The organism is Copranaerobaculum intestinale (assembly GCF_009831105.1).
GTDB lineage: Bacteria > Bacillota_I > Bacilli_A > Erysipelotrichales > Erysipelotrichaceae > Copranaerobaculum > Copranaerobaculum intestinale.
This window is the reverse complement of the sequence record NZ_WUUQ01000001.1, coordinates 886,178-908,567: the sequence shown is the minus strand read 5'-3', so window position 1 is coordinate 908,567 and position 22,390 is coordinate 886,178. Positions and strand designations below refer to the sequence as shown.

General features: G+C 43.4%; 23 protein-coding genes. 4 read left to right on the top strand and 19 right to left on the bottom strand.

The window, feature by feature from the left end; genetic code table 11:
- Window positions 1–6: 6 nt before the first annotated feature.
- From GSF08_RS04460 to GSF08_RS04385, 16 genes are all read right to left on the bottom strand, one after another.
- Window positions 7–489 (bottom strand): hypothetical protein, encoded by a 483-nt coding sequence (locus GSF08_RS04460; RefSeq protein WP_160624606.1) that lies wholly within the window; start codon window positions 487–489, stop codon window positions 7–9.
- A 14-nt stretch (window positions 490–503) separates the two neighbouring features.
- Window positions 504–965 carry a hypothetical protein gene (locus GSF08_RS04455; RefSeq protein WP_160624605.1) on the bottom strand — a complete coding sequence of 154 codons (462 nt, stop codon included), beginning with the start codon at window positions 963–965 and terminating at the stop codon, window positions 504–506.
- Window positions 966–983: 18 nt separating this feature from the next.
- A complete protein-coding gene (locus tag GSF08_RS04450) occupies window positions 984–1,484 on the bottom strand; it encodes a tRNA (uracil-5-)-methyltransferase (RefSeq protein ID WP_160624604.1) in 501 nt (166 codons plus the stop codon).
- 15 nt (window positions 1,485–1,499) lie between these two features.
- Complete coding sequence (locus GSF08_RS04445) at window positions 1,500–4,646, bottom strand: carbohydrate-binding domain-containing protein (protein ID WP_249805911.1); 3,147 nt, start codon at window positions 4,644–4,646, stop codon at window positions 1,500–1,502.
- Window positions 4,647–4,726: 80 nt separating this feature from the next.
- A complete protein-coding gene (locus GSF08_RS04440) occupies window positions 4,727–4,885 on the bottom strand; it encodes a hypothetical protein (RefSeq protein WP_160624602.1) in 159 nt (52 codons plus the stop codon).
- Window positions 4,882–6,561: an EAL domain-containing protein gene (locus GSF08_RS04435; RefSeq protein ID WP_160624601.1), complete on the bottom strand. Its 1,680-nt coding sequence runs from the start codon at window positions 6,559–6,561 to the stop codon at window positions 4,882–4,884. The genes GSF08_RS04440 and GSF08_RS04435 overlap by 4 nt, the downstream gene beginning before the upstream one ends.
- An 18-nt stretch (window positions 6,562–6,579) precedes the next feature.
- Window positions 6,580–6,759 carry a hypothetical protein gene (locus tag GSF08_RS04430; protein WP_160624600.1) on the bottom strand — a complete coding sequence of 60 codons (180 nt, stop codon included), beginning with the start codon at window positions 6,757–6,759 and terminating at the stop codon, window positions 6,580–6,582.
- Between the two features lie 12 nt (window positions 6,760–6,771).
- A complete protein-coding gene (locus tag GSF08_RS04425) occupies window positions 6,772–7,581 on the bottom strand; it encodes a LytTR family transcriptional regulator DNA-binding domain-containing protein (protein ID WP_160624599.1) in 810 nt (269 codons plus the stop codon).
- A gap of 475 nt (window positions 7,582–8,056) precedes the next feature.
- The gene (locus GSF08_RS04420) at window positions 8,057–8,947 is read right to left on the bottom strand and encodes a tyrosine-type recombinase/integrase (RefSeq protein WP_249805872.1); all 891 of its coding nucleotides are present in this window, start codon (window positions 8,945–8,947) and stop codon (window positions 8,057–8,059) included.
- A 142-nt stretch (window positions 8,948–9,089) separates the two neighbouring features.
- Window positions 9,090–9,575: a thioredoxin family protein gene (locus GSF08_RS04415; RefSeq protein ID WP_160624598.1), complete on the bottom strand. Its 486-nt coding sequence runs from the start codon at window positions 9,573–9,575 to the stop codon at window positions 9,090–9,092.
- 55 nt (window positions 9,576–9,630) lie between these two features.
- Window positions 9,631–10,326 (bottom strand): sporulation protein YunB, encoded by a 696-nt coding sequence (gene yunB / locus GSF08_RS04410; RefSeq protein WP_160624597.1) that lies wholly within the window; start codon window positions 10,324–10,326, stop codon window positions 9,631–9,633.
- On the bottom strand, window positions 10,310–10,618 hold the full coding sequence (locus GSF08_RS04405; protein WP_160624596.1) for a DUF1805 domain-containing protein: 309 nt from the start codon (window positions 10,616–10,618) through the stop codon (window positions 10,310–10,312). The genes yunB and GSF08_RS04405 overlap by 17 nt, the downstream gene beginning before the upstream one ends.
- A gap of 83 nt (window positions 10,619–10,701) precedes the next feature.
- On the bottom strand, window positions 10,702–11,379 hold the full coding sequence (locus tag GSF08_RS04400) for a potassium channel family protein (RefSeq protein ID WP_160624595.1): 678 nt from the start codon (window positions 11,377–11,379) through the stop codon (window positions 10,702–10,704).
- A gap of 11 nt (window positions 11,380–11,390) precedes the next feature.
- Window positions 11,391–12,788 carry a TrkH family potassium uptake protein gene (locus GSF08_RS04395; RefSeq protein ID WP_160624594.1) on the bottom strand — a complete coding sequence of 466 codons (1,398 nt, stop codon included), beginning with the start codon at window positions 12,786–12,788 and terminating at the stop codon, window positions 11,391–11,393.
- A 197-nt stretch (window positions 12,789–12,985) separates the two neighbouring features.
- Window positions 12,986–13,522: a rubrerythrin gene (rbr, locus tag GSF08_RS04390; RefSeq protein WP_160624593.1), complete on the bottom strand. Its 537-nt coding sequence runs from the start codon at window positions 13,520–13,522 to the stop codon at window positions 12,986–12,988.
- 14 nt (window positions 13,523–13,536) lie between these two features.
- Window positions 13,537–13,869 (bottom strand): rubredoxin-like domain-containing protein, encoded by a 333-nt coding sequence (locus GSF08_RS04385; protein ID WP_160624592.1) that lies wholly within the window; start codon window positions 13,867–13,869, stop codon window positions 13,537–13,539.
- 267 nt (window positions 13,870–14,136) lie between these two features.
- Between GSF08_RS04385 and GSF08_RS04380 the strand changes: the two genes are divergently transcribed.
- The 4 genes from GSF08_RS04380 (at window position 14,137) to GSF08_RS04365 (ending at window position 19,291) form a co-directional block, all read left to right on the top strand.
- Window positions 14,137–16,230 carry a glutamine synthetase III family protein gene (locus tag GSF08_RS04380; RefSeq protein WP_160624591.1) on the top strand — a complete coding sequence of 698 codons (2,094 nt, stop codon included), beginning with the start codon at window positions 14,137–14,139 and terminating at the stop codon, window positions 16,228–16,230.
- A 171-nt stretch (window positions 16,231–16,401) separates the two neighbouring features.
- Window positions 16,402–18,030 (top strand): Na/Pi cotransporter family protein, encoded by a 1,629-nt coding sequence (locus tag GSF08_RS04375; RefSeq protein WP_160624590.1) that lies wholly within the window; start codon window positions 16,402–16,404, stop codon window positions 18,028–18,030.
- 78 nt (window positions 18,031–18,108) lie between these two features.
- On the top strand, window positions 18,109–18,399 hold the full coding sequence (locus tag GSF08_RS04370) for a hypothetical protein (RefSeq protein ID WP_160624589.1): 291 nt from the start codon (window positions 18,109–18,111) through the stop codon (window positions 18,397–18,399).
- A 40-nt stretch (window positions 18,400–18,439) separates the two neighbouring features.
- Window positions 18,440–19,291 (top strand): GNAT family N-acetyltransferase, encoded by an 852-nt coding sequence (locus GSF08_RS04365; RefSeq protein WP_160624588.1) that lies wholly within the window; start codon window positions 18,440–18,442, stop codon window positions 19,289–19,291.
- A 110-nt stretch (window positions 19,292–19,401) separates the two neighbouring features.
- On the opposite strand, the gene GSF08_RS04360 is transcribed toward GSF08_RS04365, so the two are convergent.
- The 3 genes from GSF08_RS04360 to GSF08_RS04350 all read right to left on the bottom strand — a co-directional run bounded on the left by GSF08_RS04360 (window position 19,402) and on the right by GSF08_RS04350 (window position 22,250).
- Entirely contained in the window at window positions 19,402–20,577 is a 1,176-nt protein-coding gene (locus GSF08_RS04360) for an alanyl-tRNA editing protein (protein WP_160624587.1), read from the bottom strand.
- Between the two features lie 102 nt (window positions 20,578–20,679).
- Window positions 20,680–21,378 (bottom strand): Bax inhibitor-1/YccA family protein, encoded by a 699-nt coding sequence (locus GSF08_RS04355; protein ID WP_160624586.1) that lies wholly within the window; start codon window positions 21,376–21,378, stop codon window positions 20,680–20,682.
- A 77-nt stretch (window positions 21,379–21,455) separates the two neighbouring features.
- A complete protein-coding gene (locus GSF08_RS04350; protein ID WP_160624585.1) occupies window positions 21,456–22,250 on the bottom strand; it encodes an N-acetylmuramoyl-L-alanine amidase family protein in 795 nt (264 codons plus the stop codon).
- Window positions 22,251–22,390: the final 140 nt, after the last annotated feature.

Below are 22,390 nucleotides of genomic sequence, written 5' to 3'. Positions count from 1 at the left end.
CTGCTCCTAATTGCGGGCTACTACAGATCCGACATACACAATCGTTCCTGTATAGCTTCCCGCGGCAGCATCTGCGGGGATTTTTGAATAATACAGCTTTCCGCCTTTGGTGGCTGTGGTTGATTGATCCTCAAATTCCGCGATTACTTCATTTGCACCAATGCCTGCTCCATTTTTATCCAGACTGGCTGTCACCTCAGTCGTCACTCCGCTTGCGTCATCACGGGTCAAGGTTACTTTTCCGTTGCTACCGACACCGCTCTTTATCGCAATCTGTACCTTTTCATTGCTTTTCGTATTGACGTTCGATACTTTGATTGCCTGCTCAGTCTCGGTGGTACTGCTTACCGTTACTGAGCTATCAATGCTCAGCGTATATTCTGATGTCTTACTGTATTGAATGCTTGTTGTTGCTTCCTCTGCATGTACCGGTGTCAGCATCGCTCCTGTCATCAATGCCCCAAGCATGCACTTTGTGATCTTTTTCATTTTTTTCTTCCTCCTTATCGATTCGCATAGGATCCCGTAAACGTGATCGTTCCGCTGTATGTTCCAGCTGGCACATCGCCTACTGCGGCAAACCAAATCGTACCTCCGCTTACTGCGGTCGTTGACTGATCCTGAAACTCTGCCAATACATCTGTGTCAGAAATTCCTGATCCACCATCGGTCTTGCTTACTGTAACCTGAATCGTATCTCCCTTGCTCGCTCTGGTCAGCGTCACCTTTCCATTCGTAAGCCCGCTTGCTTTCACCTGTACCTTCTGCTCCGGAGTCGTATTCACGTTCTGTACCCCGATCGCCAAGCTCTTGCTTGACGCGCTGTTCAATTCAATGGTATCCGGTATGCTCAGTACATACGATGATGACTGAGAATAGCTCACGGCTGTATCATTTGCCTGGATCGGCAAAATCATCATTGTCAGCAGTCCTGCACTTACGATACCTGTTGCTAATTTTTTCATGTTTTTTCCCTCTTTCTTTTACTTTCTAACATTCAGGTTCAGTTTAATCTCTGAGCCGTTCAGCGGCGTCCGCTCTTCATTCATTTTGAAACATTCATATTTTAAGGTCGCATCTTTATATTCACCCGCTTTTAATGCTTGATTCAGCGTGATCTTGTATACTGCTTTGCCCGGCGCGATCAGCTGTGATTCCCACAGCTTCGTTCCGTCCTCCAGCAGCAGCGACATTTTGAAATAACAATTATTCTGTTCCGGATTATAAAGATTCACTGCTTGCTTGACCGTATCCGCTTGCAGATCGATTGCTCCATATCCGGGAATATCAATCGTATCTGTATTCTTTTTACCTGTATAGGTTTCTTTATTACCGGTCCAATCCTCCGCCTGATCATCAACTGCTAAGCTATCTTTGGGATCGTCTTTACCAAACCAGCTATCCCAGTTCATTCCGATCGTGATGCCCCCTGCCAGCAGTACCGCCATCAACAGCACAATACTGATCGTTTTCTTATTCTTCATCGTTCTATTTGCTCCTTATTGGGTATAGCTGATCGTAAACACTGCCGTGCCGCGATACGATCCGGCCGGAATGTTTCCGGTTGGCTTTGCGAAAGAGATCGGTACAGCCGGATCATTCTTTGTTTGGAAGGTCGCTACATTCGCGCTCAAATTTTTGAACGGTGTATTTAATACGTTTAATTGAGATGTAATCGTAGGCTTTTCTGTACCGCTCGTTCTTGTGAGCGGCATTAAACCATCACTGTTGATTCCTCCGGTGACTTTTACATTCACCTTGCCTTGATATCCCAAAGCAAAATCCTCAGCCGTATCGACGGCAATATTCTGCGATGTGCCATCCGCCGTCATTTCCGTTGGGATCGAAATGGTATAGATGGCCGGCTTTGTTTCTGTGTTTAGAAAGACTTCTTCAGATGTACCATATTCATCATTGCCCGCATAGCGTACCATGATTGAATATTTTTCTCCCGCCTTAAGGTTTTCAAAAGTCGTATCCTTGGTAAACACCCAACCTGTTCCTGTCATACAATATTCCACATCCCCGTATTTAGGCTGCGGAGTAGCTGTAACACTGATCGACGAGGTCGTTGTTTCAACCACCTGAGCACTATCCACCTGTGGCGGTTTCAATTTGAAAATTCCATCATACCAAGCGATTTCAAAGCTATCCGTTCCGACGGTAATCGTGTGGGGTACAGTGGCTTCCATATATAAGTAGTAGCTGGTATCTCCGTTTGGATGATTGCCATCCATCGTATATTCTACATCATCTACTTTGATCGGGGCCGCACCATTATGGTTCTTGATTTCATACATAGCGCCGCTACGACCCTCAGTAGTAATTACTTGTTTCCCTGAAATTGGATTTACCCCCTTGGCCAGAACAGAAGCATAACCAATCTCAATGGTATTATTTAAAGGAGCTGGATCATTGGCTCCGGATCCGATGCCATCACCGGTTGAACTGATTGCGGTTACGGTTCCACCATTAACGACTACATTTTTTGCATATGTACCTTCGCCGGCACCAATTCCAGCACCAGAGGTACTTTCTGCGATGACATTGCCGCCATTGATCGTAATACCTCCGCCCATTTTACCGCTGGCTCCCCCGATTCCGGCACCGCTTTCACTGATTGCATGAACCGTTCCGCCATTGATGGTGATGCGTCCACTAGGGCCCCTGCTTCCGCCGATTCCGGCTCCTGTTACACCGCTTGCCGTGATTGTTCCGCTTTGGATCGTAATCTCTCCGTTCATATTTCCTTTCGCGCCGCCGATACCCGCTTCTCCAGCCGCTGAACAAGTAAGCGAACCATCACCCATAATTTCCAATTTTGCTTTTTCCTCGACCGTAAATGCCGCTGAGATTGTACCTTGGGCAATAATTGTATTTTCTCCTATCAGGGTTAATTTGGTTAATTTATTTCTTAACGTAATTCCCGATAGATAACCATTGATATTCAAATCAACAATGGTTAAATTCACGTCAGCAGCTAAATTTGAATTGGATATAAAGATAGCATCGCTTGTTTCATCAACAACACTATAAATTCGATAATCACCAGACGTTAAGATTTCAAGAAATCCTTGTGATTCGTCAAATTGATAATTTGTTCCTGATACACCGCCAACAACTACAAAATCACCTGCTTCCGCAGCAGCAGAAAAGGTAAATCGCTGTGTGTCGGGATTCCATATTGCACTATAAGGAGTATTCCGGTCACTGTTCGTATCTCTTGTCATGACCAGATGATCTTCTCCGGTCATAAAAAAGCTGTATCCGGTCGGATCCGTTATTTCCTCGATTTTGTAATCATGTCCATCTACTTTGAATTTTTTTGTCCCATTTGTACTAGGAAAAGCTGTCCCGTATACCGGAACCTTGTCAGTTGGATTATTATATACAGGAATTGTTAATTCTTTTAATAGGTGAAACAATCCGCCACTGATATACAGCCCTTTGATTGGTTCAACAGGATTTAATCCATCACCAATGTCAGCAATGTCATTGTCATTACGACTACTCGTTTTTATACTTCCACCGGTGATTTCAATATTCTCGACCAAAGCATTGCTTCCACCACCAATTATTGTCCCTGCCAAACCATCCGCAACAATATTTCCACCATTAATCGTAATATTTTTCACGTCTCCATAGTTACCCCCACCTATAGCAGCACTCTCATTGCCATAGGCACTTACATTACCACCGTTGATCGTAATATTTTCAACCATTGTTCTTGCGGATGCTATCCCCAAGCCACTTCCAATACCAGCGCCGGTATCTCCACTTGCCTCAATTGTTCCGCCATTAATGGTAATATTTTTTACGTTGCCGCCTGGACTACCGCCAATACCTGCTCCTCCTCGATTTGCCGAGGCATTTATATTACCGCCGTTGATCGTAATATTACCTCCATCAGTGCTTTGAGAACCACTACCGATTCCTGCGGCCCTCATACCAGTTGAGGTAATTGTTCCGCTATTGATTGTAATCGGGCCATTAGCTTCTCTTGTATTTCCGCCGATTCCTGTTCCTCCTGCCATTCCTTTTGCGCCAAGGGATCCCGTTCCATCTATCGTCAAGCTGGATTCTGATGAAACTCGTACACCTCCGTTCATTCCCCTAAAGAAATTATCATTCATCAAGGTCAAATTGACTGTACAGGCTGAGGATATATCCATTCCTTTATCACTTCCTGACAGCCAGACACCATCAATTGTGATATTGACCGTTCCAACGGCTGTGATCTTTATACTTCCATTTGTAAAATTACTCGAAGAACCCGTACCATCTCCGGTGATCTTGATCGTACCCGGCTGCGTGATCTCCAACACATCTGATCCGGCATCGACCCACATATCTGATGAAGATGCGTCAACCTGAAAGCTTCCAAATGTCCCGCTCACCATCGGTGTCACACCATTGAGCATGGTCTGTCCAAGCTCTCTTTTTAAAGGCCTTTGTAACGCGGTAGACTTATCTTCAGCAGCTTTTGTTTCAGCCTCCTCGTTTGTTTCTTGTGCTTCTGGTTGCTGTTCCTGTACGCTTGTTTCTTCGATTTCCTGTTCCTTCGCGTACACATATGGATTTCCCAGCGTGATTCCCGCGATCAAAAATCCGCTCAAAAGTATACCTGCTGTTCTTTTCTTTCTCATTGTTTTCAACACCATTCCTCCTTCTTTCTGCTTCTTTATCCGTTTCTCATCCGTCTTCATTCCATTCCAGCTTCTTCCCTTCAATTTTCGCTCTCATTCTCCTCACTTCTTTCTCGCTTCACCCGATCCATCAACATCATATCTCTCGGATATTTCCGTATATCTTTCTCCCCGCTTCTCACTTCAATATAGCGCTCATCTTTCTTTTGCTTTTTCTCTTTTCGCTTAAACAGCTTCATCCCTTTGCTTCCTCATTTCCTTCTATCCAACGCTTCTCGAATGCTTCAGCCGGAATTGGTCTTCCCATCAAATATCCCTGACCGATGTCGCACTTCAGCTCTTTCAGTTCCTTCAGCTGAGTTTCCTCCTCAATTCCTTCACAGATTACTGTCATTTCCATTTGATGTGCCAGCTCGATCACTTTCTCCAATACAGTTCTTCCCCGTTTCGTATGAATGCTGTCCAATAGGCTTTTATCTACCTTCAAGATATCCGCAGATACTACGCTCAGCAGATTCAAACTCGCAAAGCCTGTTCCGAAATCATCGATTGCTAATTGGAACCCTTGGCGATGCAGCTCTCCTGCCAAACGAATCATCTTCTCATACTGTTCCACGAACGCCGACTCCGTCAGTTCAAATGCTATATAGCTATGCGGTATCTCATAGTGATCTACCACCTTACAGAAGCGTTCAATATAGTCTTTCTTATCAATATGCAGCCGTGACTGATTGATCGAAATCGGGGTAATGATTCTTCCCCGCTCCATCCATGCCTTCATCTTTTCACACAGCTTCTTTAACATGTAGAAATCAAATGCGCAGATCAGTCCATATTCTTCAAATAACGGTATGAATTCATCCGGCGGGATGAATGTTCCGTCCCTGCTCTTCCAGCGGCACAGCGCTTCACCCGCTACAATTTTTCCACAACTAATCGAGAACTGCGGCTGTATATACAACAAGAATTCATCTTTTTTCATTGCGGTCGGTGCATATTGTATGAGCTGCTGATGCTGATACTGCTTCCGCATTACGCTTTCCTCGTAATATCGGTAGTGGCTTCCAATCTGCTGCCGGCTCACCTGCTGCTGCGCCATCAGCGCCTTATCCAGCATATCCTTCACATGCTCCTGCATTCCCTTCGGTATCGTGTATATTCCTGCGATGAAATCAATCTCGATCCCCAGCTCATACAACAGATGCTTATCCAACAGCTTGTGCCGCACTTCTTCCATCCGCCTTGCCATATCCTGTTTTCCGTGATATCGATACAGCATCGCAAAGATATCCTTTTCAATATGTCCGCATGTCTCATCTGCTTCACATGTTTTTTGCAGATTTTTTCCGATATTCTGTAAAACCGCTTCTCCCTTGGCATAGCCGTATCGCTGATTGATATAGCGGAAATCCTTGATTCCAAACTTGATCAGCGCATATCGCTTATCATGCGCTTTCATCAGCTCGCTCACCGCATCACAGAACCCTTGCTGGTTATGCAGCTTCGTCACCGTATCTGTCCTTGCCGCAATCTTCAATCGTTCATGCATCGTTTCTCCATATATATACAGCGAATCATGCAGATGTCTGATCTGCCATTTTGATCCTTCCTTCACCCAAAGGATCGTATACCGCATCGGCAGGCATTCGATGCTGACTAATCCATATCCGGCTTCTGCCAGGATCACCGTATAACTGCCGCGCTTTAGGGGCCGTTTTGTCTTTTCTTCTGCCATCGCTTCCAAATACGTAATGATTGCTTTTTTCCCGGTGAGTATTTCCTCCCTGCCCGCACTGATCCATGTACATGTCTCAGCCAGCTTTTCGATCAGTACCTTCGGTTCATGATCAATCATCCAGCCGTCAATCAACGCTTCGTTCAAATCGTCCAATTCGGTTTTTGGTGATTGTTCCACATTCCATCACCCCTCTCTTTATTTCAGCTTTTTCTGATAGCTCCTTACCAGCTCTTCCGCTGCTTCCTCACTAATCAATTTACCCTTATGATAATATTCACAGCGACCATTCCCCTGCTTTATGTGAGCCACACCCGCGTTTCGATATTCCTCATGTGAATAGCTTTGTCCTATTTCGTATCGACTTCCTTGCTTCAATATCATCCCCCCTTATTGATGGAGCCATTTTCTCACCTCGTTATAGCGTTTCTGAGATACCGGAATTTGTTCTTGATTGCTCATTGTTATCTCATAACGCTTTAAAGCTGCTGTATGATACTTATTAACTAAGTAACTCTTATGTACCCGCTTGAACATATCAGCATTCTTTTTTTGAATCTGTTTCTCCACCTCCAGCAGCGTGATCCTTCCGAATACATCATCATCGTTCTTCAGATGCAGGATACAATTCATATTGAATGCTTCAAAATACAAGATATCGCTGATTTGGATGATATGAAACCGATTCTGCTGATCCTTGACCGTGATCGTTCCGTTCTTTTCCACCTCTCGGCTCACCAGCATGTTCAGATATTCCTTTGCATACTTCCCCATTCGGTGGGGAAACACCTCTCCCTCTTTCAAATTGTTCATTGGATTTGATACATGAATATGCATGATCCGATATTCATCCTTTTCCTTTTTCCACACAAATGTGACTCGCTGCATGTCCCGATACAGCTCTCCGGAATCTAACCGTGTCCTTCCGACGTGTCTGCCCGTTACGGTACAGTCATGTACATCCTGCGATACACACATATATTCGAAGGCCGACAGCTCTACCTGCGGCAGATCGGCTGCTTCCTGGCGCAAGACCGCAGCGATGGTATCCTTCCCCTGATAGAATTCACTGGCACATGAACCGATCCAGATACAGTTTTTATGCATATGTGATACAGCAAACTCATTATCCCCATGAAAGTGCCGGATCATCACTTCCTTACTTAGCGCAAGACATTGTTCAATACTCTTTTTGTCCATGTCATTCCCTTTCCCTTTATTCTCTCTTACCACATAATGTGTATTATGTGGTAACGAGCATATTCCTGATCCTTTTGACATACAAAAAAACATCACCATCGGATGTCATTTCAGATATCTTGTTTTTTTACTTATATTGGCAGTATATTTCTGACAAATCGTCTGTTTGCGGCATGATCATGCCTTTTTTTCGTATACATAAGCGTGATGATCTGTGTGATTTTATGTGATTTATATGATTTCCCCAACATATTTCGTTATTTACCAATATTCGTTGTTGAAGAAAAAGTAACATGGTAAGATAAAACATGTAAAACGGTTACATTTCTCACATATATTAAATATTTACAAATAGTTGCGATAATCAGCCTCCGTTTATTGCGGTTTTTTAATAAGCTTACGGCGTTTGACCACATAATACACATTATGTGGTAACGCTGCTCATTTTCTCACCGTTTCCTTCAAATCGTTTTTTTTATGTTTTTATCAGATCGACCAAGCCCATCCTCATTAACGACCGCTGGCATTCCTTTCCGCTGCTCATCGTATAGATTCTTGTCGTCTCAATACTCGAATGGCCCAAGATGTCAGCCAGCCGCACTACATCCTTGTATAGTCCATAATAGGTATATGCAAAGAGGTGCCGCAGATTATGCGGAAAAACTTTCCTTCGTTCAACTCCCGCTTCCTCACAGAGCTGCTTCATCGCACTCCAGATGTTTGAGCGATCCATCGGTCTTCCGTTTTTCGTGATAAAGATCGATCCCCGTTCGATCTTCGCCTCCCGACAGTATTCCAATAGGAGTCTTCTCAGCTTCTTTTGGATAAAGATAATTCGACTCTTCCCCTTATTGCTTACCATTACCTGCCCCTCCTTCAAGCTCTCCACCGTGATAAAGCGATGCTCGGATACACGGATCCCGGTTCCGCAGATCGTCTGGATCAGCATATATAATCTTTTATTATCTTTTTTCAAAGCTGTCTCCAGCAGCCTTTTGTATTCTGCTTTCTTGAGCTCCCTGTCTTCCATATGAAATACCTTCTTCTGAACCTTCAGCAGCTTAAGCTTCAGATGTCCAACCCCCATATAGCTTAAGAGGCCGTTGAGCGCAACCAGCATGCTATTGATACTGCTTACTTTATAGATATCTGTTAAGCTTCGCTTATATGCGACTAGCAGTTCCTTCGTTACAACCTTCGCTGCCGGCAGATATTCATAAAAATGTTCGATATCTCTCATATATTTCTTTATGGTAGCTTCGCTTCGCTCTTCCCCATACAGATATTTCTGATACCGGTTCATAATATTCCTATCCAATACGTTCTTCTTCATCGTTTCCTGATTTCCTTTCCCTTTTTCTTTCATCTTAGCATTTCCATCCGTCATTTTTCATTGGGAATTATTGTATTGGGAAATCCTGTAAACAAATTGCTTCTCTGATCGAGCCAAATAAAAAAACCTCCCTTTTCAGTATCCGTTAGAATACTGTGTCAGAAGGTTTTCCTTTTTAATCCAAATATCCGCAGTCCTTAAAAAATTCATCCAGCCGGGATTTCATGATTCCGGTTTTTTTATCAGTAGTATCCGGCGTCCATTCCAGCTTGCTGACAGCCTTGCCATCAATATAGTAAACCAGTGTCGGCGAATATTCTACATCATACTTGGCTTTTATCCCTGCTCGTTCATCACGGTTTTCTAACGCATCGGGCAGCTCCTTATCCAAATTGACCACCTTGATCGCTTGGAAATCCTGATTACTGTTCAAATGCTTATTCAGATAATTTTTTTGAAAATTCTTGGAATCGGTGCAGTTTTCGATCCAACCGAAATAGACAACCATACTGCCTTTATTCGTCAATTCTTTATCTAGCTCTTCAAAAGTGATCTGCTGTAAGTCAAATACCGTTTTAGCTGGAGCGGCTTTATCCTCTTTAGAACATCCTCCGGCCAATGTCATCATGATAACAGCCCCAAGAATCAGCATTTTTTTCATCTTCTTCACCTCATACGGCCATTATAGCATGCTTCCTGTCAAACGTAAAAGTGGTTTATTTCATAGAGGATGCGGTGAACGGCGCAAAATTGGGTATATCGCCATTTACCAGCTGAATCACTAAGGGTATTTCTGATACAACGGATATATCATTGACATTAAGCACCGTGATCGCCTGCGCTTCGATCCGCACCTGCAGAACAATCTTCAGCAGGGTATTGTTCATTCCATAGGGTTCACTGATGGTTTTGATTTCTCCGTTCACATGATTTAGAATTTTCATCCGAATCGGCAAGGTCGGTCCGACATCGGACAGCATTGAAATATGAGTTAGATAACCAAGGGGGAGTTCATAGACAATCCCCTCATGAAAGAACACCCGATCCGTGATCGGATCTTTTTTCCCTTCCTGTGCCGCCTGTAAGGAATCATCAATTGTATCTAATGATGCATAAAGTATTTGATTCAGTTTCAGTGTATCGTATTCCACCTGACTGACATTACCGTCATGATCAGAGGTAATACGCACCAGATCATCCCGGTTATAATCAATATTGGCAAGCACCTTGGTCACTAGATTGTTGATTGCGATATTGACCTGCGTTTTCGCTTCCGCGCGAAGCCGCGGCTCCAGATAATGATTGATACGGCTTAATCCAAATCCCAATATCAGCATAACTGCGATTGCGATTATCATCAGCCGGTTGCGTTTAATCTTGCTTCTGCTGATGCGCTTACTGTTGATTCTCATTGAGAATCACGAGTGCTGCCTCGCCGCTCATGCCTTCCTGCACCCCCAGCGCTTTTGCCGCATCGGATATTTTCACCACTCGTGAAGTCAGCAAATCCTCAAAGTCATCGCAGTCCTCCACCAATACGATCCGGCTTTGCTTTTTGACCCGATTGAAGTAATTTATATCAAACTGTTCCCCAGCCAGAATACAGCGGGTGGAAGTAATCATATAAATCATATTTTTCGGCAGCTTCAACAAAATGCCGATGAAGCTGTTTCCTTGAATATGGATTGTTTTTATTTCGACCATGATGCGCCTCCCTGTAATTACAGTGTATTCTTTATTCACGAGAAACTTGCATGAATGTAAAATAAAAGATGGATTTCTCCATCCTAAACTTTATTTAAGAATTCACACTTCTCGAGTGTTTTCACATCAGCAATCACCATCATGTGATCCTCTGCCTCAATAACATAATCGGCATCCGGAGAAATACTCAGTCGCAGATCGGCATGCTTACGGATACCGATGACGTTCACCCCATAGCGATTGCGCACATCCAGTTCCTTTAAAGAACGTCCTACCCATTTCTGCGGAGCCTTTACCTCCAGAATACTGAATTCACTGTCAATATCGATCATATCGATGATATTTCGGCTCAGAATGCTTTTGGCAACCTGCTCACCCATTTCCTTTTCCGGGCGTACGACGCGATCCGCACCAACTCGGCTGAAAATCTGCATATAGCGTTTATTCTTAGCCTTAGCGATGATATAGGGAACACCCAGTTCCTTCAGGTTAATGATTGCCATGACGCTTTCTTCCAGATGAGAGCCGGTCGCAACAATCGCCACATCACAATCCTGTACTCCCGCTAAGCGCAGCTGCTCCTTATCGGTAATATCGCTTTGAATTGCCTGCGTGACATATTCCGCTACACGGTCTACACATTTCAGATCCTTATCGATTGCCAGAACCTCACAATTATATTCACTCAGAGTTTTCGCAACGGTTGATCCGAAGATGCCCAAACCTAAAACCGCAAACTGCTGCTGAGACAAACGTTTCATAATACTTTCTCCTATCCGACAATAATATGTCCGCTTGGGTAAACAATCGATTTACCTGCTTTATGACCGCCGTGCTTCGTGAAAGAAACAAGAAAGGTCGTGATGCCGATACGGCCGGTAAACATTAATAATATAATAATCAATTTAGCAGCGGTATTAAGCGACATGGTGATACCCAGCGTTAATCCTACCGTCGCCATTGCCGAAGCTGCTTCAAAAACCAAATCAATCAGATGAATATGAGGCATACATATCGTAAGCAAATAGATACCGGTGATCAAGGTGATGCCGTTGATGGTGATGATCGTCATCGCTCTCACAACGATATGGTGATCGATGCTTCGCTTCATAAGGGTCGTCGTGTCACGGCCCCGCAAATTTCGGAAAATAAAGATCAGAAAGATCGCAATCGTCGTGGTCTTGATACCGCCGGCAGTACCGCCGGGCGATCCGCCGATAAACATCCAAATGACCATCATAAACTTAGAGGAGAGATGGTAACCAGAAAGATCCATTGTCGCAAAGCCTGCGGTTCGAAGGGTAACCGACTGAAACAGCGATGCCCATACTTTATCTCCCAGACTCATATGAGCCATAGACTGAGGATTGTTATACTCGGTGATAAAAATCAGAAGGGTTCCGCCGAAGATCAAAATAGCGGTTACGATCAATACCAATTTAGTATGCAGACCCAATGAGCGCACCATCCGTTTAAAAGTAATTTTGCGTTTCAAAAAAGGGCGAATTTTATCTCGGATATCAAACCAGACAGCGAAACCAACGCCGCCGAGTATGATCAAGGACATTATCACGATATTTACAAGCGGATCGCCGATATAATTCCCCAAGGACACCCGCCCGATATTATCAAAGCCCGCATTACAGAATGCGCTGATTGACAGAAACATCGAATTGAACAGTCCCTGAGCGATTCCATATTCCGGTATCATGCGGAAAGCCAAAAACACCATTCCGATTCCTTCAAACAAAGCTGTATATTTTAGGATATCGTATAAAAAGGTACGCATATTGAATACACTATCTTGATTCAGCATTTCTTTCATCACGATTTTATCATGCATCGTGATACGATTTCTAACTTTACTGATTACAATTGCCATCAGCGTCATCAGTCCTAGACCGCCGATTTGAATCATTACAATGATGACAATCTGACCGAGTATATTAAATTGGTCCGCCGTATAAGCAGTCACCAAGCCCGTTACGCAGGTCGCGCTGGTCGCGGTAAACAAGGCATCGATAAATGGAAAAAATTTGCCGTCGCTGTTGCAGATCGGCAGCGTCAGCGAAACCGCACCGCATAAAATCACAAACAGGAAACTGCTCGCAATCTTCTGCGCCGGCGATAGTCTATTAAAAGATAACGCATGTAAAATACGCTTACCCATACATTTTACCCTCACTTAACGAATCCTTACGAATTCACGATGTTCACAATCCATTGTACTCGTTTCTATTATTTTTACAATGATATTTTATCAGAATTCCTGCGTTTTTATCCGGCCAATTTATGTAAGCGATTACAACCCATCAAAGAAAACAAAAGAGATGCAGCTTGCATCCCTTTGTCATCGTTTTGATTATCTTAGTAATTCTCTTCACGCACTTCGAAGTATGACTGCGGATGATTACATACCGGACAAATCTCCGGAGCATTCTTGCCAACGTGCAGATGACCGCAGTTCAGGCATTCCCAAACCGTCTCTTCATCCTTGCTGAATACCGCACCGTCTTCGATATTGTTTAATAATGCGACATAGCGCTGTTCATGTGTTTTTTCAATAGCGGCAACTCCGTCCATCGTCGCGGCGATATCATCGAAGCCTTCTTCTCTAGCTTCTTTAGCCATGTTGGCATACATGTCGGTCCATTCATAATTTTCACCGGCAGCGGCATCCTTCAGATTACACAATGTATCCGGCATACCGTCATGCAGCAGCTTGAACCACAGCTTAGCATGCTCCTTTTCATTTTTAGATGTCTGTTCGAAGATATTGGCAATTTGAACATAGCCGTCCTTCTTCGCTTTTGATGCATAATACTGATATTTTGTATGCGCCTGGCTCTCCCCGGCAAATGCCTGCATCAAATTCTGTTCTGTCTTTGTTCCTTTTAAGTTCATATGAAATCTCCCTCCTAGAATTTTCCTTTACCAACATGACCAGCGATTTCAGCTTTTGCCATCTGTTTTACTTCCCAGGCAGCTTTCTTCGCATACTCAAATACATGGACGCACATCGGATCCAGATTATCCTTGATACCGGCTTCTGCCACTGCATTCATTTCCATCGCCAGCGTAATCAGCTTCATCTGAAGATCATTCGTTTTGTCACTGCGGTAAATCTTCTCAGCGGCTGATTCATCCATCAGCACAAATTTGTCCTGCGGGGCATTGCACTTCGGACATACGGCCGGAGCGGTTTCACCTTCATGAACATAACCGCAGATACTGCATTTCCATAGCTTCATTGATAAGGTCCTCCTTTTGAACTTTGTTCGTGTTTATTGTACCCTTAATTTACCAAAATTGCACGTTATTTACAACAATTTATAACCGGATTTTCATCTTCATATGAAGTATATGATAAAAAATTAAGATTTAAGCCTATTTTCTTATTTTTAATGCAAAAAACAGTAATATTTTTTAAGTTTTAAATGTTAATTTGAAAATTTTACTATATAATATGGACTTTTTTTATGAAAAATGTACAATATTCCTATATTGGAGGAAATAATATGACAACTCATCACCCATTTGACGATTTCGGTAAGCATTTATTCAGTGAAAATGTTATGAAGGAAACCCTGCCTTATCCCATTTATAAAAAATGGAAAACGGCGACACGCAAGGATGACGCACTCGATTTGAATACTGCCGATGCCATTGCCCATGCGATGAAGGCTTGGGCAATGGAAAAGGGAGTTACCCATTTTACTCACTGGTTTCAGCCGATGACCGGTTCTACCGCAGAAAAACATGACAGTTTTGTGGAGCCGGGCGAATATGCACAAGCGATCTCTCGCTTCTCCGGAAAGAATCTGATCAAGGGTGAAGGAGATGCCTCTTCCTTTCCATCGGGAGGCCTGCGCGCTACCTTTGAAGCCCGCGGCTATACATACTGGGACTGCACATCTCCCGCATTCATCCGTGATAATGTACTCTGTATTCCGACAATCTTCGTTTCCTACAACGGCGATACGCTCGACAAAAAAGCGCCGCTGTTAAAATCGATCGATGCGATTTCCAAGCAGGCAACCCGCATTGTCAATTTGTTTAAGGATAAAGATATCCGTCAGGTTCATCCGATGGTGGGACTGGAACAGGAATATTTCCTAATCGATAAGAAGCTGTTTGAACAGCGTATGGATTTACAGCACTGCGGACGGACGCTGTTTGGCAGTATGCCGCCAAACGGGCAGGGTGTCGCGGATCATTACTTCGGTTCGATTCCCCGTCGAGTCGCCGCGTTCATGAAGGAAGTGGATGAGGAGCTGTGGAAGCTGGGCATTTATGCCAAGACTGAGCATAATGAAGCTGCCCCATGTCAGTTTGAAATCGCTCCGCTGTTCGCCCAGGCCAATATCGCTGTCGATCAGAATCAGATCATCATGGATATTTTGCGTACCACTGCCGATAAGCATGAAATGAGCTGTCTGCTTCATGAAAAACCGTTTCAGGGTGTGAACGGCTCGGGTAAACACAACAACTGGTCTTTGGTGACCGATGACGGTCAAAATCTGCTTGAGCCGGGTGAGCGGCCGCATGAAAATATTCGTTTTCTATTGTTTGTCTGTGCCGTTATCAAGGCGGTGGATACTTTTCCCGAACTGCTGCGCATGGCTGCCTCCTGCTACAACAACGATTATCGTTTAGGCGGTCATGAAGCTCCGCCGGCTGTCATCAGCATCTGCATGGGTTCCTATCTTGAGGATGTATTGATGCGCTTAGACAAACAGGAAAAGGGATCTCTGAAAGACAATGAAAGTACCGCGATATCACTCGTTTCACTGGCTGATGTGCCAAAGGATACAAGTGATCGCAATCGTACTTCACCGTTTGCTTTCACCGGCAATAAATTTGAATTTCGGATGGTTGGTAGCTCCCGTTCGGCAGCTACCACCAACACCGTACTGAATACGATCGTCGCAGACGCATTGGGTGAAATTGCCGATGAGCTGAAGGACTATAAATACATCGATGATATCCGCCGCCAGTCTTTACAGATCTGTCGCCGCATCATGAAACAGCATCACCGCATTTTATTCAGCGGTGACGGTTACTCCCAAGCTTGGATGATTGAAGCAAAAAAGCGAGGTCTGCCGAATATTTCCTGTTACATCGATACCATTCCTTCCTTAACCGCAGCCAAGGCCGTGGATGTCTTCCAAAACAACGGTGTCTATAAGCAACATGAGCTGGAAGCCCGTTCGGAAATTCTCTATGAGGAATTCATCAACAGTGTACGGGTAGAGGTAAAGACCCTGCTTGATGTATCTAAGAAGTGTCTGCTTCCCGGGCTCATCAAGGAAATCAAATTCTACAGCGATGCATTACAGTCACTGCCGAAGCCACATCTCTTTTATGAAAAGAAAATTAATAAGCTTCTGAAGCTGTTGGATAAATTCAACGATCAATACCATGTGCTGAAGCACAAAAATTTAGATGCCCGGCCATTAACTGCCAATCGTGAAATTGCTCGGCACATGAATGATGAAGTAGTTCCGGCACTGAAGTCGCTGCGGGATATCATTGATGAGATTGAAGAAAGCATTTCCTATGAGAATTATCCGGTGCCAAGTTATGAAGATCTGCTGACATCTGTCAATTAGCGTTACTGCCGCATGACCTGCGGCTTTTTCTTTGATTCATCAGCTGACATGCTTATATTAACGAAAAGATTTCTATTTTTTAACAAAATCTTAACAATTCTGGAATTGCGCTTCCTTTCTTTATTCTTTATACTTTCTATACAATGGATAGGATCACGGAGGAATGAAGGTATGAGTTTTCAAAATATTACCATGCTGATCGGCGGGTTGGCCCTGTTTTTATACGGCATGCACATGATGAGTGAGGGACTGGAAATCGCCGCCGGAAATCGTATGAAGCAGATTCTGGAGAAGCTCACCAGCAACCGTTTTATCGGCGTAGCAGTAGGCGCTTTGGTCACTGCGGCGATTCAAAGCTCATCGGCGATGACGGTCATGGTTGTCGGTTTTGTCAACAGCTCTTTGATGAGCTTGGAACAGGCAGTATGGCTGATTATGGGTGCCAATGTCGGTACTACGATAACCGGTCAGCTGATAGCCTTGGATGTCAGTAAAATCGCTTCTATTATTGCGATTGCCGGAGTATGTATGGTTACCTTTATGAAAAACAAAAAAATAAACTGCATCGGTGAGATTATCGGCGGACTCGGTATATTGTTCATCGGTATGGGCATGATGAGCGATGCGATGATTCCGCTGCGCGACAACGAAGCGTTTATTCATTTGATGACAACCTTTTCGAATCCGTTGATCGGCATCCTGGCCGGTGCGGGTTTTACTGCCCTGATTCAGAGCTCCTCTGCTTCAGTAGGTATTTTGCAGGCATTGGCAATGTCCGGAGTGATTCCCTTGGAAAGCGCGATCTTCGTATTATTCGGACAGAATATCGGTACGTGCATCACCGCCGTTTTGGCTTCTTTAAACGCGAACCGCAACGCAAAGCGTACCACGATCATACACCTATCCTTCAATATCATCGGTACCGTCATCTTTGTGACAGCTGCGATGATGGTGCCTTATGCGGATTTCATTCGTTCTATCTCGGGCAATGCAGCATCTCAGATTGCCAACGCACATACGATTTTCAATATTACGACTACCCTGCTTCTGCTCCCCTTCGGCGCAAAGCTGGCTGAATTATCCCGAAAAATCCTGCCGCTTCATGACAATGAAAAACCGATGGGCTATAAGCTTGCACTATTGAACGATATGACAATCGGTTCCTTAGCCGTTGCCATTTCCTCCTTGCGTAATGAGATCGCTGCTATGCTTCACTTCACTAAAACCAACCTGGATGATGCCTTTGAATCCATCCTGATAAAAGATAAAGATCATCTGGAAAGTATCAACGAAATGGAAGAAACGATCAATCATCTCAATTACGAGATTACCCATTTTGTAGAGAAAGCATCCAGTATGGGCATGAATCTGCGCGATTCCCAAATCTGCAACGCCCTCTTTAAAGTATCCTGTGATATTGAGCGAATCGGCGACCACGCGTTGAACATCGGTCAGTATGCCTCCAATTACGATTTGCATAAAGAGCTGAATGAAGCAGCCCTGGAAGAACTGCGCGAGCTTCACCAGCTGATAGATGACAGCTTGGAAAATCTGTTCAAGGCTGATTTTGTAAAAGATGAACAGGTGCTGGACACGATTCAGAAAGCCGAAGAAACCAGCGATGTATTGACTTATAAATATCGTCAGCGTCAAATCTCCCGATTGATGCATAAAGAGTGCTCCGCTGACAACTGTGTTATTTACAGTGAAATCATGACCGATATTGAACGTATTTTCGATCACATTTTAAACATCACTCAGGAATGTTACCACGCCCGGTATGCTTTAGAAGGAGAATAAAGGATTTGAGAAATCATATCCTTTTTTCATACAACTTCCTTTGAACATGCTATAATAAGAAAAAGGCGGTGTTACGATATGAGTAAATCTATTCCAAGCAGCGGCGCCAATGCCGTAAAACTGATTCTAAAAAACAAAGAAGCATGTAAGTGCTATTTAAAAAACCAAGAAACAACCGGTACTGTTACTACGTATTCATTGGATATGTTCTACGAAGATCATACCGGTACATTTACGATCCGTGTCGATGAAAACGGACTGAAAACAGCTTCCTTGAATATCACCGGATTGAAAAAGGTCATCACCCTGGAGAATGACGGCAATCTGCCGAAGCTCTGTAAATATGTTCTGGAAAATTTGAATCAGTAGGCACATCCTCACCGAGATGTGCTTTTTTTAAGGAGAAGGTATGAAAATAAGAAAACCGCAGCCGGCAGAGCTGACAACTGTAATACACTTCATTTATATCCATAGTCAGGATGCCAGCACTGCTTCACTGTACTGCTATCAAACATATTCAGATATTGAAAAAGAAATCACATGGCTGTATGACCAGGGACATCCCTTTCTTGGTGCGTTTGAAAACGATAAGCTGTTAGATATTGTATTTGGCTTTCAAGTGCCCAACCAAAACCGAATCGATGTATCAGGACCCTTTTTAACACGTTTTGGTATGCAAGCAAACGCTGATGTACTTTTGTCATGCTTCTTAAACGTTCTCCCTTTAAAAACGCTTTATTTCTATTTTGAAGGAGCAAATAAAGGCTTAGCAGAGCTATTGATGAAACACGGTGCAGTTGATCAGGGTGATGAATATAGAATGCAGATCAACCGTGATCAATGTAAGACTTGCCGTCTGTCATCGAGTATTCGATCCATTATCAATACAGAAAAGATGAGCTTTGTGAAAATGTTCAGGCATACCATGGGTACTCTTTATATCAGCGGGGAGGAAATTTTAAATGATAATAACCGTATCGTTCAGCTATATCATAAAGATTCTTCAATATGCGGTTTTATCGTTTTAAAGCATCCTTCTCATGAATCGGCAATTATTGAAATGATCGGCATAGACGAGCGTTTTCAAAATCAAGGGCTGGGTCATATTCTCTTAAGCCATGCGCTCTTTACGTTATGTAATACGTTCAATCCACAAGTGATTGAATTAATTGTTGATGCGGCAAATACACGTGCTCTCCATCTCTATGAATCATTTGGCTTTCAAATCATAAAAGAGCATAAAAGCTATATATTAATCTGATTAAAATGTGATTCCCTGTGTATTTCAAGCAATGTGTTGGATGTCTGATAAGCAGGCCAAGCTCTTAATCGTAATTGGATAGAAAAAACCAGCGGCATCCGCTGATTTTTCTACTGATTTTGTTCATCGCAAAGTGCCTTCAAGGCATTGACCAACGCTTCGCTGTATTCTCCGCCGCCCTGCGCCATGGATGGATTACCGCCGCCTCTTAAACCATGCTCAGCTGATAATTTCTTAAATAATTCATTACATGGATAGGTAAAGGACTTGCTGTGGGAGATCATCACATGACAGCGATCTTCAGCTTTACATAGAAAGAAGATGCCGTGCTCATAGGTTCTCACAAAGTAGGAACAGAAGCTTTGGAACGTTTTGATATCCATGTCATCAAATTCATGAAACAGGCAAGGCAGCGCAGCTTCTTCATGCATGATTTTTGCTTTCAGTTCAATCACCTGCTGTTTCCAATTATTCGCTTCGTTTTTAGATGCCTTTACTTCGCTGTGGAGCTTGTCAATACCCGCCTTTAAATTCAGCTGCGCTACTCCCAAGCTTTTCGCACTGTCACTTAACGCCTGATAATGCAGTCCGTACATCTGAAGCAGCTGCTCACCGCAGACATAACGCAGCTTATAGCCGCGGGTTGTTTTCTCAAATCCCAGAAACTTAATCGCTTGAATTTTCCCTAAGCTTGGGACATGAATACAGCCGCAGAAACTATAATCAATATCACCGATCAGCACTGCCCGCAGATGATCGCGGTCAATTTCCTCATCCTCATGAATGTGCCGAATTGCTTCCTCATGGCTGGGATAACGAATTTCAATCGGCAGATCATCCCGAATATAGCTGTTGCATACAGCCTCCAGCTCTTTTAAAATCGCATTATCGCAGGTAGTAAAGGTGAGTTCCTCAATACTTTCCTCATCGCTGTTTGAAAAGCTTGCGGTTACCACCTGATACAATTTACCGGCAACCGCGCTGATCAAATGACCAGCCGTATGTATCTGAACCTTACTGCGGCGCTGCCATTCATCAACTTCCATATGAACACTGCCTTCCAGTTTTTCATCCAATAAATGCCACACCTGCTCCTGATCATCAGTTTTCAAATCCCGAACGGTCAAATCGTTGATCGTTCCTGTATCGCTGACCATTCCGCCGCCTTCTGCAAAGAATACTGTATCACGAAATCGATGCCAATATTTCCCTTCTGATTCCGTAACCTCTAATACTTCACTATCGGCTGAAAGCTTCATCCAATCATCATAATTCAAATTGTACATCCCCATAACCTCCTGCATTTTCTTCTATTATAAACCGGACAATCGAAAAAAGCAGTAAGAATTAAAAAAGTTCTTCCGAAGAAGAACTCTGCTTGATAGAGATTAATCGCGATTGCCAAGCATCCGCAGAATGTAAATAAAGATGTTGATGAAATCCAAATACAGATCAAATGCGGAATAAATAGAAAGACGGCTCAGCATTTCTTCATCGCCTTGGTTTGCCATATACAGTGCTTTCATCTTCTGTGTGTCATAAACGGTAATACCGGTAAACAATAGAATTCCTGCTGAACAGATGATCCGTTCCATACCGCTGAAATCAAAGAAGATTCCCATAACATTTACAATGACCAGCATAATCAATCCAATAAATAAAACCGGTGCAAACTTTGACATATTCAGTTTTGTTGTAAAACCGATCACTGACAATGCGCCGAAGAATACAGCCGTAACACCAAATGCCAGGTAAATACTGCCGGCATCATAGATCAGACCTAACACCGAGAATGAAATACCAGTTAATATAGAATACGCTAAGAACATAACTCTTGCTGAAGTGATCGACATTGAATGAAGACGTCTTACGAGCGAAAACACAACACCCAGCTGAACCACTAATATCACCAATGAAAGCATGGTGTAAGAGCCGATGATGTAATACACCAGATTGGTCTGATAAAGCAAATACGAAGTTAAGAACGTAACCATCAGTCCGATAAACATAAGACCGAAGGTTTTATAAACGTGCTGTGACAGAGTTGTACCGCTGCTTTGCACATCAATATCCGGATTAGAATACATAGCTATACCTCCTCATGTATGATAATAGTATACAATAAATTGATAAAATTATATATCAATTTCATAAAAATGCAAGATTATTTTTTATTTTCTTGCAGCGTTTCGATAATTCCTTGAGACAATGCCTTGGCAATGGCAGTCTGCCCGCTTTTTGATGATAAATATGCACAATCCTCATTGTCACTGAGAAAACCCATCTCAACCAATACTGCCGGCAAATAATTTTTTTGCAACACAGCGAGCGGCCGTTCACTTTCATCCTTGACTCCCCGGTTCGTTGTATAATTCAAAGTTTCCAGCTGCTGTTCTAAATGATTAGCCAGCGATATATTCATATTATTGATCATCATCGTCCAAATCTCTGTGCCGCTGGAACCATCATTCATAACTTCACTGGAATTTGTATGCAGCGATACGAACAGATCGCCGCCGCTTTCATTGGCGATATTGGTACGGGCCGTCAAATCACTGATTTCGATACTGGGCCAGCTCACTTCATCACTGTCACGCGTCAGGATCACCGTGACATGCTGAGATTCCAGCTGTTGTTTCATCTTCAGTGCTATATTCAAGGTCACATCTTTTTCCAGGATTCCATTGACTCCTTCGGCGCCGCCATCATAACCACCGTGGCCAGGATCAAGCACAACGATACCGATGCTTTTCTTATCCCGCACCGATACATTCTGGGGCACCGGCTTCCCTGCTGTTTCCGCAGGGAAAATCATATGGTATACTTCATACACCAAATAACTGCTCAGTGACAGCAGCAGCACTGCTCCGGTACATAACAAAAAAATCCGAAACCGCCGCTGACGTCTTCGTTTCTTTAAGAGAGCTTTTCGTTTCGCAGTCATTTTTTTAGTAGCCATTTCATCACCGTTGTATCATTATCCTATAATTCATACCCGATTACCAGTAAATATGTGATTTCACAAAATTTCCCATGAACATATCAACCAAATAAATTTATTTTCTTTTCTGATACGCGAAAATATATTTTATAATGTTT

Excerpts from the sequence above, each read along its gene's own strand:
- GSF08_RS04460 (WP_160624606.1), bottom strand. The coding sequence starts at position 489 with ATGAAAAAGATCACAAAGTGCATGCTTGGGGCATTGATGACAGGAGCG.
- GSF08_RS04455 (WP_160624605.1), bottom strand. The coding sequence starts at position 965 with ATGAAAAAATTAGCAACAGGTATCGTAAGTGCAGGACTGCTGACAATG.
- GSF08_RS04450 (WP_160624604.1), bottom strand. The coding sequence starts at position 1,484 with ATGAAGAATAAGAAAACGATCAGTATTGTGCTGTTGATGGCGGTACTG.
- GSF08_RS04445 (WP_249805911.1), bottom strand. The coding sequence starts at position 4,646 with ATGAGAAAGAAAAGAACAGCAGGTATACTTTTGAGCGGATTTTTGATC.
- GSF08_RS04440 (WP_160624602.1), bottom strand. The coding sequence starts at position 4,885 with ATGAAGCTGTTTAAGCGAAAAGAGAAAAAGCAAAAGAAAGATGAGCGC.
- GSF08_RS04425 (WP_160624599.1), bottom strand. The coding sequence starts at position 7,581 with ATGGACAAAAAGAGTATTGAACAATGTCTTGCGCTAAGTAAGGAAGTG.
- GSF08_RS04420 (WP_249805872.1), bottom strand. The coding sequence starts at position 8,947 with ATGAAAGAAAAAGGGAAAGGAAATCAGGAAACGATGAAGAAGAACGTA.
- GSF08_RS04415 (WP_160624598.1), bottom strand. The coding sequence starts at position 9,575 with ATGAAAAAAATGCTGATTCTTGGGGCTGTTATCATGATGACATTGGCC.
- yunB (WP_160624597.1), bottom strand. The coding sequence starts at position 10,326 with ATGAGAATCAACAGTAAGCGCATCAGCAGAAGCAAGATTAAACGCAAC.
- GSF08_RS04405 (WP_160624596.1), bottom strand. The coding sequence starts at position 10,618 with ATGGTCGAAATAAAAACAATCCATATTCAAGGAAACAGCTTCATCGGC.
- GSF08_RS04400 (WP_160624595.1), bottom strand. The coding sequence starts at position 11,379 with ATGAAACGTTTGTCTCAGCAGCAGTTTGCGGTTTTAGGTTTGGGCATC.
- GSF08_RS04395 (WP_160624594.1), bottom strand. The coding sequence starts at position 12,788 with ATGGGTAAGCGTATTTTACATGCGTTATCTTTTAATAGACTATCGCCG.
- rbr (WP_160624593.1), bottom strand. The coding sequence starts at position 13,522 with ATGAACTTAAAAGGAACAAAGACAGAACAGAATTTGATGCAGGCATTT.
- GSF08_RS04385 (WP_160624592.1), bottom strand. The coding sequence starts at position 13,869 with ATGAAGCTATGGAAATGCAGTATCTGCGGTTATGTTCATGAAGGTGAA.
- GSF08_RS04380 (WP_160624591.1), top strand. The coding sequence starts at position 14,137 with ATGACAACTCATCACCCATTTGACGATTTCGGTAAGCATTTATTCAGT.
- GSF08_RS04375 (WP_160624590.1), top strand. The coding sequence starts at position 16,402 with ATGAGTTTTCAAAATATTACCATGCTGATCGGCGGGTTGGCCCTGTTT.
- GSF08_RS04370 (WP_160624589.1), top strand. The coding sequence starts at position 18,109 with ATGAGTAAATCTATTCCAAGCAGCGGCGCCAATGCCGTAAAACTGATT.
- GSF08_RS04365 (WP_160624588.1), top strand. The coding sequence starts at position 18,440 with ATGAAAATAAGAAAACCGCAGCCGGCAGAGCTGACAACTGTAATACAC.
- GSF08_RS04360 (WP_160624587.1), bottom strand. The coding sequence starts at position 20,577 with ATGTACAATTTGAATTATGATGATTGGATGAAGCTTTCAGCCGATAGT.
- GSF08_RS04355 (WP_160624586.1), bottom strand. The coding sequence starts at position 21,378 with ATGTATTCTAATCCGGATATTGATGTGCAAAGCAGCGGTACAACTCTG.
- GSF08_RS04350 (WP_160624585.1), bottom strand. The coding sequence starts at position 22,250 with ATGGCTACTAAAAAAATGACTGCGAAACGAAAAGCTCTCTTAAAGAAA.